Here is a 16,641-nt window from a genome sequence, read left to right on the forward strand (position 1 = left end):
ACTGGAAGCAGATCGCGATGCGGCCGGAACTGGTCATCTTCGACTGTGACGGTGTGCTGGTCGACAGCGAGGCGCTTTCGGTCTCGGCGCTGCTCGGCATGATCGATCTCGCCGGCGGCGCGGTCAGTGAGGACGCCGCCTACGAGCATTTTCTCGGCAAGAGCATGAAGAGCGTGCGCGAGATCCTCGGCCGCGATTTCGGGCTGGAGATCAGCGACCAGCACCTGACCGCCATGCGCGTCGACCTGATGCGCAAGTTCCGCGAGGAATTGAAGCCGATCCCGGGCGTCAAGGAGGTGCTGCCGAAGCTCGGCCTGCCTTGCTGCGTCGCCTCGTCCGGCACGCTGGAGCGCATCCGCTACGCGCTTGACGTCACCGGCCTGCTGCCGCTGCTGGAGCCGCATATCTTCAGCGCCACCATGGTCAAGCGCGGCAAGCCGGCGCCCGACCTTTTCCTCCATGCCGCTGCCTCCCTGCGGGCGCATCCGCGCAATTGCCTGGTCGTCGAGGACAGCCCGGCCGGTGTTGCCGCGGCGCGCGCGGCGGGCATGCGGGTCTTCGCCTTCACCGGCGGCTCGCATGCCGGAAATCCCGGCTTGAAAGCCCGGCTTGCGTCGACCGAACCGGACTCTATATTCGCTGACATGCTGCAATTGCCCGATCTGATTGCAGGCCTGGGAGCGAGAGAAAAAGCATCTTGACGAAGAGTTTCGTTTGCGCGGTCGATGTCGGCACCGGGAGCGCTCGCGCGGGCATTCTCGACGCGCGCGGCAACCTGCTCGCCCGCGCCGATCATCCGATTGCCATGCATCAGCCCAAGCCCGATCATGCCGAGCATGATTCGGAGGATATCTGGTCGGCGGTATGCAAATCCGTGCGGTCCGCTCTCGAGAAATCCGGCGTTGCCGCAGGCAATATTGCCGGCATCTCTTTCGACGCCACGTGTTCGCTGGTCGCGCGCGACAGGCATGGCGGCCAGATCAGCGTCTCGGTCACCGGCGAGAAGCGCTGGGACACGATGGTCTGGCTCGATCATCGCGCCATCGCCGAGGCCGATGAATGCACGGCGAGCGGCCACGCCGTGCTCGATTATATAGGCGGTGTGATGTCGCCGGAAATGGAAACGCCGAAGCTGATGTGGCTGAAGCGTCATCTGCCGAAGACATGGAATGAAGCCGGCTATCTGTTCGACCTTGCCGATTTCCTGACCTGGAAGGCGTCAGGCTCGCTCGCCCGCTCGCAATGCACGCTGACGGCCAAATGGACCTATCTCGCGCATGAGGAAGAAAGCTGGCGGCGCGACTTCTTCGAGCTCGTCGGCCTCGGCGACCTGTTCGAGCACGGCAATCTGCCGGAAAAGGCGAGCCCAGTCGGCACGGATATCGGTCCGCTGACGGCGAAGGCCGCCGCCGAGCTCGGCCTGACTGAAAAATGCCGGGTTGGCGCCGGCGTCATCGACGCCTATGCCGGCGCGCTGGGTGTCCTGGGCGGCTTTGCCGGCGACGAGGAGAACATCAGCCGGCACCTGGCGCTGATTGCCGGCACATCGTCCTGCGTCATGGCGATGTCGCATGACCCGCAGCCTTTCGCCGGCGTCTGGGGTCCCTATTTCGGCGCGGCCCTGCCGACGCTGTGGCTGTCGGAAGGCGGCCAGTCGGCCACCGGCGCGCTGCTCGACCACATCATCCGCTGGCATGGCGCCGGCGGCGAGCCGGACGCGGCCATGCACATGAAGATCGCCCGGCGCGTCGCCGAGCTGCGCGCCGAGGACGGCTACGCGCTGGCCGCAAGGCTGCATGTGCTGCCGGATTTCCACGGCAACCGTTCGCCGCTCGCCGACCCGCACGCGGTCGGCGTCATCAGCGGCCTGACGCTCGATTCCTCCTTCGACAGCCTGTGCAAGCTCTACTGGCGCACTGCCGTCGGCATCGCGCTCGGCGTGCGCCATGTGCTCGAGGCGCTGAACGAGAACGGCTATCTGATCGACACGCTGCATGTCACCGGCGGCCACACCAAGAACCCGCTCTTGATGGAAATCTATGCCGACGCCACCGGCTGCACTGTGGTCGAGCCGCTGGCCGACGAGGCCGTGCTGCTCGGCACCGGCATGGTGGCGGCAACCGCCGCCGGGCTCTACCCCGACCTCAACGCGGCCTGCGTCGCCATGCAGCAGGGCGGCAGGACGCGCCCGCCCAACAAGGAAGCCGGCGCCCGCTTCGACCGCGACTACCGCATCTTCCTCGAAATGCACCGCCAGCGGCAGATGCTCGACGAAATCAGCTAACCTGTTGCCTACGCAGCGACTTACCGGTCTCTGCGTCGAATAGATGGATGCTCTCTTCATCGAAGCTGTAGCGCACGGGCGCGCGCAACTCCGGGCATTCGCGGGCCGGCACCAGCGCGCTGATCTCCTTGCCGCCCGAGCCGAACGTCACCAGCGCGTCATTGCCATGGAATTCGATGAGGTCGGCGGTGCCTTGCAGGATGTTGCCTGCGCCTCCGTTCGCCGTCTTGAGATCCGGGGGCCGGATGCCGAATACTACCCGATCGCCATGCTGCAGATGGAAGCCGCCGCCTTCAAGCGATAGCACCGTCCCCGCGCTGGTCAGCGTCCAGCCATCGCCGTTGCGGCTGACCATCGCCTCGATGAAATTCATGTTCGGCGTGCCGATGAAGCCGGCTACGAACTGGTTGCCGGGATGGCGATAGATCTCCGCCGGCGAGCCGATCTGCTCGATCACGCCGTCCTTCAGAAGCACGATGCGGTCGGCCAGCGTCATCGCCTCGAGCTGGTCATGCGTGACATAGACTGTGGTGGTCTTCAGCGACTGGTGCAGCCTGGCGATCTCGACGCGCATATGGTTGCGCAGCTTGGCGTCGAGATTGGAGAGCGGCTCGTCGAACAGGAACACTTTCGGCGTCTTGATCATGGCGCGCGCGATCGCCACGCGCTGCTGCTGGCCGCCGGAAAGCTCGGTCGGCTTTCGGCCGAGATAGGGCTCCAGCCCGAGCGTCTTCGAGACCGCCTCGACCCGCTTCTTGATCTCGGCCGCTGGCACCTTCTGCCGCTTGAGCCCGAAGGCGATGTTGTCGAAGATCGTCATATGCGGATAGAGCGCATAATTCTGGAAGACCATGGCGATGCCGCGGTCGCCCGGCTCGAGATCGTTGACCACCTTGCCGCCGATCGACACCTCGCCGCCGCTGATGTCTTCCAGCCCGGCCAGCATCCTGAGAAGCGTGGACTTGCCGCAGCCGGAAGGCCCCAGGAACACGACGAATTCATGCTCCTCGATCGCGAGGTTGAGATCGCGGATGACGGTCGTGGCGCCATAGGCCTTGTCGACATGGGAGCAAACGATGGCGGACATGCCTTATCCCTTCTCGCCGGTCAGCAGGATCTGCAGCTTGACGTCCTGAGGCCTGCCTTGCGCCGCGCGCTCGAACGCCTTGATGCTCTCGGAGAAATCATAGGTGCCGGTGATCAGCGGCTTGAGGTCGACCTTGCCGGAGGCGATCAGCTGCAAGGCGCGGTCGAAAATGTTGGCATAGCGGAACACGGTCTCGATGCGCACTTCCTTGGAGATCGCCGCCGGCACATTGAGCTCGACCGTCTCCACCGGCAGCCCGACCAGCACCACCGCGCCGCCCGGCCGCACGATGTCGAACAAATTGGCGAAGGCCTTCGGGCTGCCGCTCGCCTCGAACACGATATCGGCGCCCCAATTGTCCGTCGCGCTCCGCACCGCGTCGACCAGCGACTGCTCGCCGACATTGACCGGCACGATGCCCGGATACTGGCCGGCGATCTCCAGCTTCGGCGCGGAGAAGTCCGAGATCAGCACCTTGGAACAGCCGCCCGCCAGCGCGGCGAGCGCGATCATGATGCCGATCGGGCCGCAGCCGACGACCACGGCGACGTCGCCCGGCACGATGCGGGCGCGGGCCGCCGCCTGCATGCCGATGGCGAAGGGCTCGACCATCGCGCCCTCGGCGAAGGAGACATTGTCCGGCAGCTTGTAGGTGAAGGCAGCCGGATGGACGGCGTAGGGCGCGAGCACGCCATGCACCGGCGGCGTCGCCCAGAAGCGGACGTCCGGATCGACATTGTAGATGCCGAGCTTCGTCGCGCGCGACGCAAGGTTCGGCACGCCGGGCTCCATGCAGACACGATCGCCGACCTTCAGGCTCGTGACATTGGCGCCGACTTCGACGATCGTTCCAGAGGCCTCATGGCCGAGCACCATGGGCTGGCGCACGATATAGCTGCCGATGGCGCCATGCGTGTAGTAATGCACGTCGCTGCCGCAGACGCCGACCGTGTGGATGGCGATCCGAACATCGTCCGGTCCGACCTCTTGCGGCAGCGCGATCTCGCGCAGCGACAGTTCGCCTTTTTTCTCAAGCACCAGTGCCCGCATCGGGTATCCTCACTTCAACTTTTTTTTGCCGGAAAACGGAATTCAGGAAGCCGCTGAGCACGCCCAGGAAGAGTAACGGCGGCAGCGACAGGAGCACGACCGAGGCGTTGAGGATGCCCCACGGCACGTTCATGCCTTGCTGCGACAGCTCGGAAGCCACGATCGGCAGCGTCTTGGCGTTGGAGCTCGACAGCATCAGTGCGATCAGGAACTCGTTCCAGACCAAGACGAAGCTGAAGGCGATGGCGCCGATCAGCGAGCGCGCCGCAACGGGAAGCGCGATCCGCCAGAACACCGAATAGGCGCCGTAGCCGTCGACGAAAGCCGCCTCCTCGATCTCCTTCGGCACGCCCTGGAAGGCCGGAATCGCAAGCCACATGATGACGGAGATGGTGAGCAGCGAATAGGTGACGATCAGCGCCGGCAAAGTGTCGTAGAGGCCGATCTGCAGCCAGATCACCATCAGCGGAATGGCCACCGCCACCGGCGGCAGGAAGCGCAGCGAAAGCACGAAGAACTGGATGTCGCCGGCAAAACGGTTGGGATAGCGCGCCACTGCATAGGCCGCCGGCAAGCCAAGCACGATGCCGATCAGCACCGCCGCGCCGCAGGCGACCGCGGAGTTGTAGAGCCCGGTCAGCACGCTGTCACGGCCAAGGATGTAGCTGATATTAGCGAGCGTCGGCGTGAAGATCACCTTCGGCACGCGCGTGATGATGTCGACATTGTTCTTCAGCGCATTGAGCGCCGTCCAGACCAGCGGGTACACGGCGAGGAACCCAGCCAGCGCCAGGACGGCCTTGGCGATGAGGCGGCCCGGTCTCAATCGATATGGCTTCATGCCTGCACCCGCTTCCACAGCATGGTGAAGGTGATGACGGTCGCGATCATCATCAGCACGGCCATGGCCGAAGCGTAGGAGACCTTGCCGGATTCGATGAAGCCCTGCGAGAAGGCATACATGTCGAGCGTCTCGGTCGCGACGCCCGGCCCGCCGCGCGTCATCACATAGATCAGGTCGAAGGAGCGCAGCGATTCGATCATCTTGACGAACATCAGGCTGACCAGCGGCGCCTTCAGCATCGGCAAGGTGACATAGGCATGGATCTGCCAGCGCCTGGCGTGATCGAGCCTGGCCGCCTCGATCGGCTGCGGCGGCAAGGTTTCGAGCAGCTTGAGCACGATGACGGCGAAGAACAGCCCCCACTGCCAGACGTCCACCGAAGCCACGGCGAAGAGCGCGGTGCCGGGCTTGGACAGCGGATCGAAGATCAGCCCGCCGGTGATCAGCCGGTAGGGATAGGTCGCGATGCCGTAGAGCGGGTGATAGGCGAATTTCCAGACGAAGGCCGCCGAGACGCGCGGCAAAAGCACCGGGATGATGAACAGCAGGCAGTAGAAATTACGCAGGCGTGGGCCGGCGACCTCGAACATCAGCACACCGAGCCCGATCGCCACAACCATGGTCGCGACGACCGTGACGATCTCCCATTTCACCGAGACCCAGACGGCGTTGAGGAAGCGGCGGTCGGCAAAGAGGTCGGCGAAGTTCGAGAACCACACCCAGGAATAGCCGGGCGCGCTCAGCTCGCGGTTCTGCAATGCGATGACAATGGCGTAGAGCGTTGGCACCATCGACAGCACCAGCAGGATGGCGAGCGTCGGCACAAGAAAGGTGATGGGCAGGGAAGAGCGGCGGCGCATTGCCTATCCTCGGAATCTTGCTGCTGTCTGGTGAAGGTCCCGCGGCGCCGGTCCCGGCATTCCTTCGAATGCCGTGAACCGCGCGCCGCGGGCGGGAGGATTACTTCTTCTTCACCAGATCGTTGGCATAGGCCTCGAGCTCGTTGAGGCCGCCCTTGATGTCGGTGCGCGTGCCGGTGACCAGTTCCTCCAGGATGATGCCCCAGCGGTCACCGAGGTCGGGCCAGCGCGGGTCCTGCCAGAAGTTCACCGCCGTCACCTTACCCGTTTCGGCCAACGCCTGGCCGAGATCGGCGCCGTAGATGTCGGCGAATTCCTTGCTGGAGAGCACGCTGGTGCGGTTCAGCTCGCCGAACTGATGCGCGTCGAGACGGCGCTTCTCATTCTCCTTCGACGTCGCCCAGGCAATGAACAGGCCGGCGCATTTCTTCGCCGCGTCGTCCGCATTGGCCTTGGTGCCGATGGCAAGCCCATGGCCGTAGCCGCCGCCAGGCAGCGGCGAGGGCGGCGGCAGGAAGCCGACCTTGCCGACCACCTGCGAGGTCTTCGGGTCGACCGCCATGCCCGATAGCGGCGTCGATTCGACGAGGATAGCGACCTGACCGGACAGGAAGGCGCCGGTTGATTCATCCCAGCTGCCGGTCTGCGTGCCGGGGGCCGAGTCCTTGAACAGTTTCAGATAGGTCTCGGTCGCCTTTACCGCCGCGTCCGAATTGAAAGCCGGCTTGTCGCCGTCGAACCACTTGCCGCCATAGGCCTTGAAGAAGGGCATCCAGCGCCAGACATTGGCGCCCGAGCCGCGCGCGCCGCGCAGCGCGATGCCGTATATGCCCTTGTCGGCGTTGGTCAGCTTCGGCACGTCGGCGATCAGCTCGTCCAGCGTCTTCGGCGGCTGGATGCCGGCGGCCTCCAGCACGTCCTTGCGATAGACCATAAGGTCGCCGCCGCCGGTCAGCGGCGCGAACCACACCTTGCCGTCATAGGTGGCGACCTTCTGACGGCCCGGATCGAAATCGGCGAAGTCATAGTCAGCCGGATAATAATCGGTGAGCGGCGCGATCCAGCCCGAGGACGCGAACAGCGCCACATTGGCCTCGTCGACATAGTAGACGTTGTAGTTGCCGACGGTGGAAGCGTCGGCGCGCGATTTGGCGCGGCGGTCGTTCTCGTTGAGGTAATCGATCTGGAACGAGGCGCCGGAGAGTTTCTTGAACTCGTCCTTGGAGTCCTCCAGAAGCGTCAGCCCGTCGCGAGGCTGCGCCAGCACCTTGACCGGCGCCGAGCAGACCGGCGCCTGGGCAAGTGCTGTGGTTGATACGGAAGCGGTAAGCACGAACGCTGCGCCGAGGCTGGCAGCGAGCCGATGTGAATTCATTGATTTTTCTCCTCCAGGAACACTCGCGGCAGCGGAGGTCATCTGACTAAGCGACCCTCACCGTCGCCCGTCTGACCTGCCACCCATCGCCAAAATGAGCAGTTGGAGAAGGCGAGACTAGAAGCCCCGTTGCGGCAGACCTGTACTTTTATGCATTGTGCGGTGCAAAAAATGTCACCGACAGAGTCTGCCCGTCACACGAGTATCAGCGCAATCGGAAGTGGGTGGATGTCGGCTGTGTTACGCCCTTAGCGTCAGCCGCTGTCGGGACAGCTTGCGGTAGGAGGACGGCGTCATCTTGTGCTTGCGCAGGAAGGCCCGGTTGAAGTTCGAGATGTTCATGTAGCCGACCTGGAAGCAGATGTCGGTGATCGGGATATCGGTGTCGGCGAGCAGCTTGCAAGCCTGCCAGAGCCTCAGCTTGGCGACATGATCGCTGAAGGAGTTGCCGGTGTTCTTCTGGAAGAAGCGCGAGAACGTGCTTTCGCTCATGCCGGCCAATGCGGCCACGTCCGGCAGCTTCAGGTCTTCGGCGAAATGCTGGAACAGATAGGTCAGCGAGCGCTGGATGATATCGAGCGATTCTGCGTCGAGAAGCGGCGAAAAGTCCGGCGACGACAAAAGCGCGTATTCGTCGGTGGTGGCCAAGAGGTCGAGCAGCTCGAGGAACATGCGGAACCTTGCCAGCCCATGCACCTCCCCCATCCGCTCCATCAGCTCGGCGCCGTCGAGCGCCGTCTGGCCGTGGAAGACCATGCCGCGCAGCGAGCGCTCCAGGAACGGCTCCAGCTCGCGCAATTCCGGCAGTAGCCCGGATGAACCGCGCAGCCGTTCGGGATCGAATTGCAGCACGATATCGCGGCCCTCGATCAGCTCGCCAGGCTGCACCGCCGTCACCCAGTCATGCGGCAGCCCGCCGCCGACGATGGTCAGATAGCCCGGCCCGAATTCGCCAATATGATCGCCGACCAGCACCACGCCGGACGATTTCCGCAGAAGGTGGATTTCGTATTCGGGATGGAAATTCCAGACATTGCGCTCCCACGGATAATCGTCGAGCCGCCACAGGAAACTGTCGCTGGCCTCCGTCACGATGTGCTCGAAGGCAGGCACTGTGCGCGGGATCGCGGCCGTGTTCTTTCTGCGCCTGAACGGCATCCATTCCTCCCGGCATGGCGCGCTGCTGCGCATGCCAAGGGCCATCCGTAGCAGCCCGCGGGCGGCAAATGAAAGAGGCGTCGCGGACTCCGGGCCCGGCCTGGATCAATCGCTAACCCGGCCTCCTCCCTTGCCAACATGTCGCTTTTCATCCACAAGGCGACGCAAATGGCGCCATTTTGCGCCGTTGTGTACGGCTTCCGGCCTTTTTGCCGACGCGCCGTGTTCTGAAAGAGCGGAACAATGTCTGCGATCGAAACCGGCGCTCTCGCGCCGGAAAACCTTTGGCGTCAGGAAATCAGGGCGACGATCGCGCTTGCCTGGCCGATGGTGCTGACCAATCTCGGCCAGACCGCCATGACCGCGACCGACGTCATGATGATGGGCCGGCTCGGGCCGGACACGCTCGCCGCCGGCGCGCTCGGCTCCAACCTCTATTTCATGCCGCTGATCTTTGGCTTGGGACTGATGCTGGCGACCTCGCCGATGATGGCGACCGAGCTCGGCCGCCGCCGCCATTCGGTGCGCGACCTGCGCCGCACCGTGCGCCAGGGCCTGTGGCTGGCGATCCTGATCTCGATCCCGATCTGGCTCTTCCTCTGGCATGGCGAGGAGGTGCTCTTGGCCATGGGTCAGAAGCCGGAACTCGCGCATGAGGCCGGCATCTATCTGCACTGGCTGCAATGGGCGGTGCTGCCCTTCTATGGCTATATCGTGCTGCGCTCCTTCATCTCGGCGCTGGAGCGGCCGGGTTGGGCGCTGATCATCGTTTTCGTCGCGGTCGCCTGCAACGCCTTCTTCAACTGGGTGTTCATGTTCGGCAATCTCGGCGTCAGATCGATGGGCATCGCCGGCTCCGGTCTCGCCACCACTTTGTCCAGCACGCTGATGTTCGCCGGCCTGGCGGCGGTGGTGATGCTGGAGAAAAAATTCCGCCGCTATCGTCTCTTCGGCCGCTTCTGGCGCGCCGACTGGCCGCGCTTCCGCGGCCTGTTGAGACTCGGCCTGCCGATCGCCGGCATCCTCGCCTTCGAGGTGACGATCTTCAATGCGGCGGCGCTGCTGATGGGCCTGATCGATGCGGACTCGCTCGCCGCCCACGCCATCGCCATCCAGATTGCCTCGATCTCTTTCATGGTGCCGCTCGGCCTTAACCAGGCGGCCACGGTCCGGGTCGGCCTTGCGCATGGCGCCGGCAATCCAGAAGGCGTGTCGCGCGCTGGCTGGACTGCCTTCGTCATCGGCGTGTCCTTCATGGCGCTGATGGGCCTCGTGATGATCCTCTGGCCGCACACGCTGATCGGCGCCTTCATCGATCTTGCCGATCCGGCCAATGCCAGGGTGATCACGCTTGCCGTGTCGTTCCTGGTGTTCGCGGCGCTGTTCCAGATCTTCGACGGCGCCCAGGCGGTTGCCGCCGGCATGCTGCGCGGCCTGCACGACACCAAGGTGCCGATGATCTACGCCGCGATCGGCTATTGGGGCGTCGGCCTGCCGCTCGGCGTGCTGCTTGCCTTCCATTTCGGCCTGAACGGCGTCGGCATCTGGATCGGCCTGGCCACGGGGCTGGCCGTGGTGGCGGCGCTGCTGCTGGCGCGCTGGCTCCGGCGCGATCGCATCGCGCCGCAGCTCGCCTTCGGGCATTGATCGACAAAGGCTGCCGGTCCGTTCGGCACCCTTTCGCCGGCTCAACGCGCCGCCGCGCGCTCCAGCCGCCGCGCATATTGCGTCAGCGGGAAGCACATGACGAAGAAGATCAGCGCCACCAGCCCGTAGACCTTGAACGGTTCGAAGGTGGCATTGTTGATGGCGTTGGAGGTCCTGACCAGTTCCTCGAAGCCGATGATCGAGGTCAGCGCCGTCGACTTGATCAGCTGCACCAGGAAGCCGACGGTCGGCGCGCGGGTGATGGCGAAGGCCTGCGGCAGGATGATCAGCCGCAGTTCCTGCAGATAGTGCAGCCCGAGGCTGGCGCCGGCGTCCCACTGTCCCCTCGGCAGCGCGTCGACGCCGCCGCGCCAGATTTCGGCGAGATAGGCGCTGGCGAAGAAGGTCAAGCCAAGCACCGCCGCCGTCCACGGTTCGATGCGCAGGCCGAGCATCGGCAGGCCGAAGAACATCAGGAAGAGCTGCATCAAGAGCGGCGTGCCCTGGAACAGCGCGATATAGCCCGAGGCTATCCGCTTCACCCATTTGTTTTTGGCGATGCGGAAGAACAGCACCACCAGCCCGACCAGCGCGCCGCCGATGAAGGCGGCGAGCGACAACAGCACCGTCCAGCGGGCGGCAAGCAGAAGGTTGCGCACGATGTCCCAGAGGGTGAACTCGATCATGACACGCCTGCCCCAAGCGCCCGGCGTCCACCGGCAACGAGCAACCGGCGCAGCCCCATCGACAGGCCGAGATAGACCATGGTCACCACGAAATAGGTCTCGAAGGCGCGAAAGGTGCGGGCCTGCAGCATGTCGGCTTCGTAGGTCAGCTCGCGCACAGCGATCTGGGATACCACGGCCGATTCCAGCATCATGATGACGATCTGGCTGGTCAGCGCCGGATAGATCACCTTCAGCGCCTGCGGCAGCACGATCTTAATGAACACCTGGCGGGGCCTGAGGCCGAGCGCCAGGGCGGCCTCCGTCTGTCCGCGCGGCACGGCGTCGAGCCCGGCGCCGACGATCTCGATCGTATAGGCCGCCATGTTGAGCGTCATCGCCAGCATCGCGGCCAGGATCGGGTCCAGCCTGACGCCAAGGCTGGGTAGGCCGAAGAAGATGAAGAACAGCTGCACCAGGAACGGCGTGTTGCGCATCACCTCGACATAGCAGCCGATTGCCAGCCGAAGCGGCTTAGGGCCGTTTCTTTTGCCGGCGGCGCCCAGGATGCTGAGGAAGGTTCCCGCGAGCGTGGTGACGGCGATCAGAAGGATTGTCGTCGCCGCGCCGCGCGCGATCACGCCCGCCGCACCCGCAAGCCAGCCGAAGTCGAGGCTGTAGCCCATGGCGATTGACCTTGTTGGAGCAGGCGGAACGGCTCAGCCCTCATTGCAGGCTGAACCGCGCCGGAGATCAATCCTTGAGATTGTCGGGATTGAGCGGCGTCTTCAGCCAGGCCTTCGAGCTCTCGTCGAGCTTACCGTCGGCGAGCATCTTGGCAACCGCATCGTTCACCGCCTTCTTCAGCCGGTCCTCGTTCTTGTTGAGGCCGATATGCGATGGCGAGGTCAAAAGCTGGAATTTCTGCTCCGGCTGCAGCGCGTCCTGCTCGGCCAGCACCTGGGCGCCGACATCGTTGCCGACCACCATGAGCTGCGTCTGGCCGGAGATGAAGGCCTGGATGACGGAGTTGTAGTTGTCGAAGCGGCGGATGTCGGCCGAAGCCGGCGCGGCTTCGGTCAGCGAGGTGTCCTCCAGCGTGCCGCGATTGACCGCGATCGACTTGTCGGCGAGGTCTTCCTTGCCTTTCACGGCCGTTGCTTTCGGCCCGATGACGGCGATGTAATAGGGCGCATAGGCGGCGGCGAAGTCGATGACCTGCTCGCGTTCCTTGGAATAGCCGACGCTCATCAGGATATCGACGCGCTTGTCGGTGAGATAAGGGATGCGGTTCTGGCCGGTGACGCTGACCAGGTTGAGCTTCACCTTGAGCGAATCGGCGATCGCCTGCGCCACGTCGATATCATAGCCCTTGATGCTCATATCGGCGCTGGCCGAGGAGAAGGGCGGGAAGTCCGAGAAGATGCCGACATTGATGGCGCCGGCCTTGGTGATGTCGTCGACGGCGTCGGCCTTCGCCTGGGTGGCGAGGCCTGCGGCGCCGAGCATCATGGCCGCCGCGATGGCGGATTTCAGTGCATTGCGAAGAGTCATGGTTATTCCCCTGCTGGAAGCTTGTTGTTGAAACCGGCCGCCGGCTCCAGCGCGGCGGCCGTATTGGTCAGTTGGTTTCAGCCTTTCTTGATCGCCGGGCTGAACACCATCAGGCTCAGGATCTCGAACAGGACCTGGGCGCCGACATGGGCGGTGTTGGTGGTCGAGTCATATTGCGGCGCCACCTCGACGACGTCGCCGCCGACGATGTTCAGGCCCTTCAGCCCGCGCAGCAGCTCCAGCACCTCGCGCGTCGTAAGCCCGCCGACTTCCGGCGTGCCGGTGCCCGGCGCGAAGGCCGGATCGATGCTGTCGACGTCGAAGGAGATGTAGGTCGGACCGTCGCCGACAATCTTGCGCGCCTTCTCGATGATCGCCGGGATGCCGAGGCCGGTCACTTCCTCGGCATGCACGACGGTCATGCCGGATTCGTAGGTGAACTCCCACAGATATTCGGCCGAGCCGCGGATGCCGATCTGGATGGTGCGCGACGGGTCGAGCACGCCGTCCAGCACCGCGTTGCGGAACGGCCCGCCATGGTGGAACTTGGTCATGTCGAACAGCCCGCTGGTGTCGCAATGGGCGTCGATATGGATCATGCCGACCGGCGCTTTTTTGCCGACCGCCTTCAGGATTGGATGGCTGATCGAATGGTCGCCGCCAACCGAGAGCGGCAGCAAGCCGGCATCGACGATCTGGTTGGTGCGCTTTTCGATGTCCTCGTGGCTGATCTCCAGCCGGTAGCGGCTGCGGAACGGCGTGTCGCCAATGTCGGCGACGCGAAGCTCATGCGTCGGCGCGCATTCCAGCACATGGTTGTAAGGGCCGATGCGTTCGATGGCGCGCAGCGCCCGCGGCCCGAAGCGCGAGCCGGGACGATTGGTGACGCCGAGATCCATCGGCACGCCGATCATCGCCACCTGCAGGTCGCCGAAGTCCGGGTTCTCGGCGGCAATTTCCCGATAGGGCGCGGCGAGGAAGGTCGGGACGCCGGAATAGGGGGCAAGCCGCGTGCCCGACTTGTTGAAGATCTTGTCGGCCACCTTGCGGAATTTCGGGTCGAACATCTCGCCGCCATGGCTCTCGCCATATTTGCGGCGCAACGCTTCGAGCTTGCCGCGATCGTAACCCATGTCCGGTTCTCCTCTGCTTGCTGCCCGCACGGACGGTTTGCCAAGCCGGCCGGTTGCCCGGCTGGATCGTTGCCCGCCGGCTGTGCTGCGGATTTCCCGTCTCTTGAAGCTGTTCCAGGCAAAAGTGTCGAGCAGCCGCATTGAAAAATCAATTGATATTGTTAGGGTCTAGGTTGTGAGAAAATCTCACAAAGTAGGAGCCCTTCCATGGCCAAGCGCCTGCCGCCGCTGAACCCGCTGCGCGCCTTCGAGGCCACGGCGCGCCACGCCTCGCTGACCAAGGCGGCAGGTGAGCTGAATGTCACGCACGGCGCCGTCAGCCATCAGATCAAGGCGCTCGAGCAATCGCTCGGCGTGAAACTCTTCGAACGCAGCGGCCAGCGCGTGAAGCTGACGCCGCACGGCGCCGAATTCCTGCCGGCGGTCTCAGCCGCCTTTGAAGGCATCGCCGCCGCCACGCAGCGCATGACGCGGCCGGCGAGTGCCGGCACGCTGTCGGTGTCCTGCGTGCCGGCGCTGCTGCTGCTTTGGATGACGCCGCGGCTCGGCTCCTTCACCGCGCAATATCCCGACATCCAGCTCACCCTGATCCCATCCAACGACGCCCGCGATATTCGCGCGCCGGAGATCGATGTCTGCGTGCACTATGGCGACGGTAGCTGGACCGATTGCTGGATGCGCAAATGGTCCGGGCTGGAACTCTTCCCCGTGGTCAGCCCGACGCTGATCAACAATCGGCCGATCCGCGGCGTGCGCGACCTTGCCGACCACGTCTTCCTGCATGGCGACGACGGCCGCGAATGGCACACCTGGCTCGCCGCAGCCGACGCGCTGGACCTCGCGCGCGGCCGCCGCCACCATCTGGGCGACGCGCGCATGGCGACGGAGGCCGCCGTGCATGGCCATGGCGTCGCGCTCGGCGATTCCGTAACGGCGCGCGCCCTGCTCGCCAGGGGCATGCTCGTCGCGCCCTTCACCCTGTCGGTGCCGGCGGTCGACGATTTCTACGTCGTCTGCCGCAACGAGATGCGCTCGGCGCCGATCGTCCAGCTCTTCATCGATTGGCTGTTCGCCGAGAAAGAGCAGGATGAGGGCCGCGCCGATGCGCCGGTGGCCGGTCGCGTGCCCAGCCGCAGGAAACGCCCCGCCCTCAAGGTCATAGGGGCCAGAGCAATTCCAGGAAAAGTGTGAAGCGTTTAGGCTCGGCGACTTCGCCGTAGCCTCCGTCTGGAATTGCGTCAAAACAAGAAAGCTGGAGCATTTCGCCGTTTGCGTGAAACGGCGAAATGCTCCAGGACCGCGTCCTGACGGCTGGACTTGCATAGCTGCTTTTTGTCGGGCCAGCTTGCAAAGCGGGGAGCGCGTTCGAAAATACAGTGCTAAGAGGCGAGTTGGCTGAGGCAATTCCAGGAACACCGCGAGACGGTCCCCATCCGGAATTGCTCGAACAAGGACTTGAAGTATGGCGCCCGCGTTTTAGTGCGTCGTGCTTCATGGGCGAGGAAGCATGGCAAAGACCGATATAGCGAGGCGCGTCTACAACCACACCTGGAAGCTGGACCCGATCGTCCGCAGCCTGCTGGACACCGACTTCTACAAGCTTCTGATGCTGCAGATGATCTGGGGCATGTATCCCAAGGTCGACGCTACCTTCACTTTGATCAACCGCACCACCTCGGTCCGCCTCGCCGACGAGATCGACGAAAGGGAACTGCGCGAGCAGCTCGACCATGCCCGCACCTTGCGTTTCTCCAAGAAGGAGATGATCTGGCTGGGCGGCAACACTTTTTACGGCCGCAAGCAGATTTTCGAACCTGAATTCCTGGCATGGCTCGAGGATTTCCGCTTGCCCGACTACGAGCTGTCCAGGCGCGACGGCCAGTACGTGCTCTCCTTCCCCGGCCCCTGGATGTACACGACGCTCTGGGAAATCCCGGCCTTGGCCATCATCAACGAGTTGCGCTCGCGAGCCGCGATGCGCTCCTTCGGCCCGTTCGCGCTCGATGTGCTCTATGCTCGCGCAAAGGCCAAGATGTGGGCCAAGACCGAGCGGCTGAAGGCGCTGCCCGGCATCCGCATTTCCGACTTCGGCACGAGGCGCCGCCATTCGTTCCTGTGGCAGCGCTGGTGCGTCGAGGCGCTGAAGGAAGGCATCGGCGACGCCTTCACCGGCACCTCCAACGTGCTTCTGGCCATGGACAACGACCTCGAGGCTTTGGGCACCAACGCGCATGAATTGCCGATGGTGTTCGCGGCGCTCGCCAATTCCGAGGAGGAGTTGCGGCAGTCGCCCTACAAGGTGCTGCAGGACTGGCAGCGCTATTATGGCGGCAATCTCCTGATCGTGCTGCCCGACGCCTTCGGCACGGAATCCTTCCTGCGCGACGCGCCGGACTGGGTCGCCGACTGGACCGGCTTCCGTCCCGACAGCGCGCCGCCGATCGAGGGCGGCGAGAGGATCATCGACTGGTGGCGCAAGAAGGGCAAGGACCCCAAGCAGAAGCTGCTGATCTTCTCCGACGGGCTGGAGGTCGAGACCATCGAGGAGACCTACAGGCATTTCCGCGGCAAGGTGCGCATGTCCTTCGGCTGGGGCACCAACCTCACCAATGATTTCGAAGGCTGCGCCCCGACCGAGACAGACAGCCTCGATGCGATATCGCTGGTCTGCAAGGTGACGGAAGCCAATGGAAGGCCGGCGGTGAAGCTGTCGGACAATCCCGCCAAGGCGACCGGGGATGAGAAGGAGATCAAGCGGTATCTGCGGATCTTCGGCGAGAAGGGAAGGGTGGAGCAGCTGGTGAAGGTGTGAGGAATCTGACTCGCCCGAGCTAGCTTTAGATGGAATTCGGATAAGTTGAGTTCCCGCCCACCCCCCTCTGTCCTGCCGGATATCTCCCCCGCAAGGGGGGAGATTGGCAGCTTCGGGCACCCCGCATCTTTCTGCACCGTTGAAAATTGGCGAAAGCTGGGGCGACATCCGA

Annotated in this window: 15 protein-coding genes; 5 read left to right on the forward strand and 10 right to left on the reverse strand. The window is 64.2% G+C overall.

The features are described from left to right. Nucleotides 1-17: 17 nt before the first annotated feature. Together EN852_RS32010 and EN852_RS32015 are read left to right on the forward strand one after the other, a co-directional pair. Nucleotides 18-701, forward strand: coding sequence for an HAD-IA family hydrolase (locus EN852_RS32010; protein ID WP_127878419.1), 684 nt, complete (start codon nucleotides 18-20; stop codon nucleotides 699-701). Further along, on the forward strand, nucleotides 698-2,284 hold the full coding sequence (locus EN852_RS32015) for an FGGY-family carbohydrate kinase (protein WP_127879892.1): 1,587 nt from the start codon (nucleotides 698-700) through the stop codon (nucleotides 2,282-2,284). Before EN852_RS32010 ends, EN852_RS32015 begins: the two co-directional genes overlap by 4 nt. Here EN852_RS32015 and ugpC read toward each other — a convergent pair. The 6 genes from ugpC to EN852_RS32045 form a co-directional block, all read right to left on the reverse strand. Continuing rightward, nucleotides 2,277-3,371 (reverse strand): sn-glycerol-3-phosphate ABC transporter ATP-binding protein UgpC, encoded by a 1,095-nt coding sequence (gene ugpC / locus EN852_RS32020; RefSeq protein WP_127879893.1) that lies wholly within the window; start codon nucleotides 3,369-3,371, stop codon nucleotides 2,277-2,279. The two genes, EN852_RS32015 and ugpC, sit on opposite strands and share 8 nt — an antisense overlap. A gap of 3 nt (nucleotides 3,372-3,374) precedes the next feature. Beyond that, the gene (locus tag EN852_RS32025) at nucleotides 3,375-4,421 is read right to left on the reverse strand and encodes an NAD(P)-dependent alcohol dehydrogenase (RefSeq protein WP_127879894.1); all 1,047 of its coding nucleotides are present in this window, start codon (nucleotides 4,419-4,421) and stop codon (nucleotides 3,375-3,377) included. Continuing rightward, nucleotides 4,402-5,262, reverse strand: a complete 861-nt coding sequence (locus EN852_RS32030; protein WP_189546300.1) for a carbohydrate ABC transporter permease — start codon at nucleotides 5,260-5,262, stop codon at nucleotides 4,402-4,404. Before EN852_RS32030 ends, EN852_RS32025 begins: the two co-directional genes overlap by 20 nt. Beyond that, entirely contained in the window at nucleotides 5,259-6,125 is an 867-nt protein-coding gene (locus tag EN852_RS32035; RefSeq protein WP_127879896.1) for a sugar ABC transporter permease, read from the reverse strand. The genes EN852_RS32030 and EN852_RS32035 overlap by 4 nt, the downstream gene beginning before the upstream one ends. Before the next feature lie 100 nt (nucleotides 6,126-6,225). Then, a complete protein-coding gene (locus tag EN852_RS32040; protein ID WP_127879897.1) occupies nucleotides 6,226-7,500 on the reverse strand; it encodes an extracellular solute-binding protein in 1,275 nt (424 codons plus the stop codon). Between the two features lie 240 nt (nucleotides 7,501-7,740). Beyond that, nucleotides 7,741-8,658, reverse strand: coding sequence for an AraC family transcriptional regulator (locus EN852_RS32045; protein ID WP_127879898.1), 918 nt, complete (start codon nucleotides 8,656-8,658; stop codon nucleotides 7,741-7,743). A 243-nt stretch (nucleotides 8,659-8,901) separates the two neighbouring features. Here EN852_RS32045 and EN852_RS32050 point away from each other — a divergent pair, with 243 nt between their 5' ends. Next, nucleotides 8,902-10,305 carry an MATE family efflux transporter gene (locus EN852_RS32050; protein WP_127879899.1) on the forward strand — a complete coding sequence of 468 codons (1,404 nt, stop codon included), beginning with the start codon at nucleotides 8,902-8,904 and terminating at the stop codon, nucleotides 10,303-10,305. A 41-nt stretch (nucleotides 10,306-10,346) separates the two neighbouring features. On the opposite strand, the gene EN852_RS32055 is transcribed toward EN852_RS32050, so the two are convergent. The 4 genes from EN852_RS32055 to speB all read right to left on the reverse strand — a co-directional run bounded on the left by EN852_RS32055 (nucleotide 10,347) and on the right by speB (nucleotide 13,657). Next, the gene (locus EN852_RS32055) at nucleotides 10,347-10,991 is read right to left on the reverse strand and encodes an amino acid ABC transporter permease (protein WP_127879900.1); all 645 of its coding nucleotides are present in this window, start codon (nucleotides 10,989-10,991) and stop codon (nucleotides 10,347-10,349) included. Next, a complete protein-coding gene (locus EN852_RS32060) occupies nucleotides 10,988-11,656 on the reverse strand; it encodes an amino acid ABC transporter permease (RefSeq protein WP_127879901.1) in 669 nt (222 codons plus the stop codon). Before EN852_RS32060 ends, EN852_RS32055 begins: the two co-directional genes overlap by 4 nt. Before the next feature lie 67 nt (nucleotides 11,657-11,723). Then, a complete protein-coding gene (locus tag EN852_RS32065; protein ID WP_127879902.1) occupies nucleotides 11,724-12,524 on the reverse strand; it encodes a transporter substrate-binding domain-containing protein in 801 nt (266 codons plus the stop codon). A gap of 77 nt (nucleotides 12,525-12,601) precedes the next feature. Further along, nucleotides 12,602-13,657 carry an agmatinase gene (gene speB / locus EN852_RS32070; protein WP_127879903.1) on the reverse strand — a complete coding sequence of 352 codons (1,056 nt, stop codon included), beginning with the start codon at nucleotides 13,655-13,657 and terminating at the stop codon, nucleotides 12,602-12,604. Nucleotides 13,658-13,864: 207 nt separating this feature from the next. On the opposite strand from speB, the gene gcvA reads away from it, so the two are divergent. After that, nucleotides 13,865-14,848, forward strand: a complete 984-nt coding sequence (gene gcvA, locus EN852_RS32075; RefSeq protein WP_127866706.1) for a transcriptional regulator GcvA — start codon at nucleotides 13,865-13,867, stop codon at nucleotides 14,846-14,848. A gap of 316 nt (nucleotides 14,849-15,164) precedes the next feature. Further along, the gene (gene pncB / locus EN852_RS32080; RefSeq protein ID WP_127879904.1) at nucleotides 15,165-16,469 is read left to right on the forward strand and encodes a nicotinate phosphoribosyltransferase; all 1,305 of its coding nucleotides are present in this window, start codon (nucleotides 15,165-15,167) and stop codon (nucleotides 16,467-16,469) included. The last annotated feature ends 172 nt before the right edge of the window (nucleotides 16,470-16,641 follow it).

Origin of the sequence: Mesorhizobium sp. M2E.F.Ca.ET.209.01.1.1, from assembly GCF_004010375.2 — a bacterium.
In the GTDB taxonomy this organism is placed as follows: Bacteria; Pseudomonadota; Alphaproteobacteria; order Rhizobiales; family Rhizobiaceae; genus Mesorhizobium.

Bases quoted from the DNA above. Each gene is read 5' to 3' on its own strand.
- EN852_RS32010 (WP_127878419.1), top strand. From the start codon at position 18: ATGCGGCCGGAACTGGTCATCTTCGACTGTGACGGTGTGCTGGTCGAC.
- ugpC (WP_127879893.1), bottom strand. From the start codon at position 3,371: ATGTCCGCCATCGTTTGCTCCCATGTCGACAAGGCCTATGGCGCCACG.
- EN852_RS32025 (WP_127879894.1), bottom strand. From the start codon at position 4,421: ATGCGGGCACTGGTGCTTGAGAAAAAAGGCGAACTGTCGCTGCGCGAG.
- EN852_RS32030 (WP_189546300.1), bottom strand. From the start codon at position 5,262: ATGAAGCCATATCGATTGAGACCGGGCCGCCTCATCGCCAAGGCCGTC.
- EN852_RS32035 (WP_127879896.1), bottom strand. From the start codon at position 6,125: ATGCGCCGCCGCTCTTCCCTGCCCATCACCTTTCTTGTGCCGACGCTC.
- EN852_RS32040 (WP_127879897.1), bottom strand. From the start codon at position 7,500: ATGAATTCACATCGGCTCGCTGCCAGCCTCGGCGCAGCGTTCGTGCTT.
- EN852_RS32045 (WP_127879898.1), bottom strand. From the start codon at position 8,658: ATGCCGTTCAGGCGCAGAAAGAACACGGCCGCGATCCCGCGCACAGTG.
- EN852_RS32050 (WP_127879899.1), top strand. From the start codon at position 8,902: ATGTCTGCGATCGAAACCGGCGCTCTCGCGCCGGAAAACCTTTGGCGT.
- EN852_RS32055 (WP_127879900.1), bottom strand. From the start codon at position 10,991: ATGATCGAGTTCACCCTCTGGGACATCGTGCGCAACCTTCTGCTTGCC.
- EN852_RS32060 (WP_127879901.1), bottom strand. From the start codon at position 11,656: ATGGGCTACAGCCTCGACTTCGGCTGGCTTGCGGGTGCGGCGGGCGTG.
- EN852_RS32065 (WP_127879902.1), bottom strand. From the start codon at position 12,524: ATGACTCTTCGCAATGCACTGAAATCCGCCATCGCGGCGGCCATGATG.
- speB (WP_127879903.1), bottom strand. From the start codon at position 13,657: ATGGGTTACGATCGCGGCAAGCTCGAAGCGTTGCGCCGCAAATATGGC.
- gcvA (WP_127866706.1), top strand. From the start codon at position 13,865: ATGGCCAAGCGCCTGCCGCCGCTGAACCCGCTGCGCGCCTTCGAGGCC.
- pncB (WP_127879904.1), top strand. From the start codon at position 15,165: ATGGCAAAGACCGATATAGCGAGGCGCGTCTACAACCACACCTGGAAG.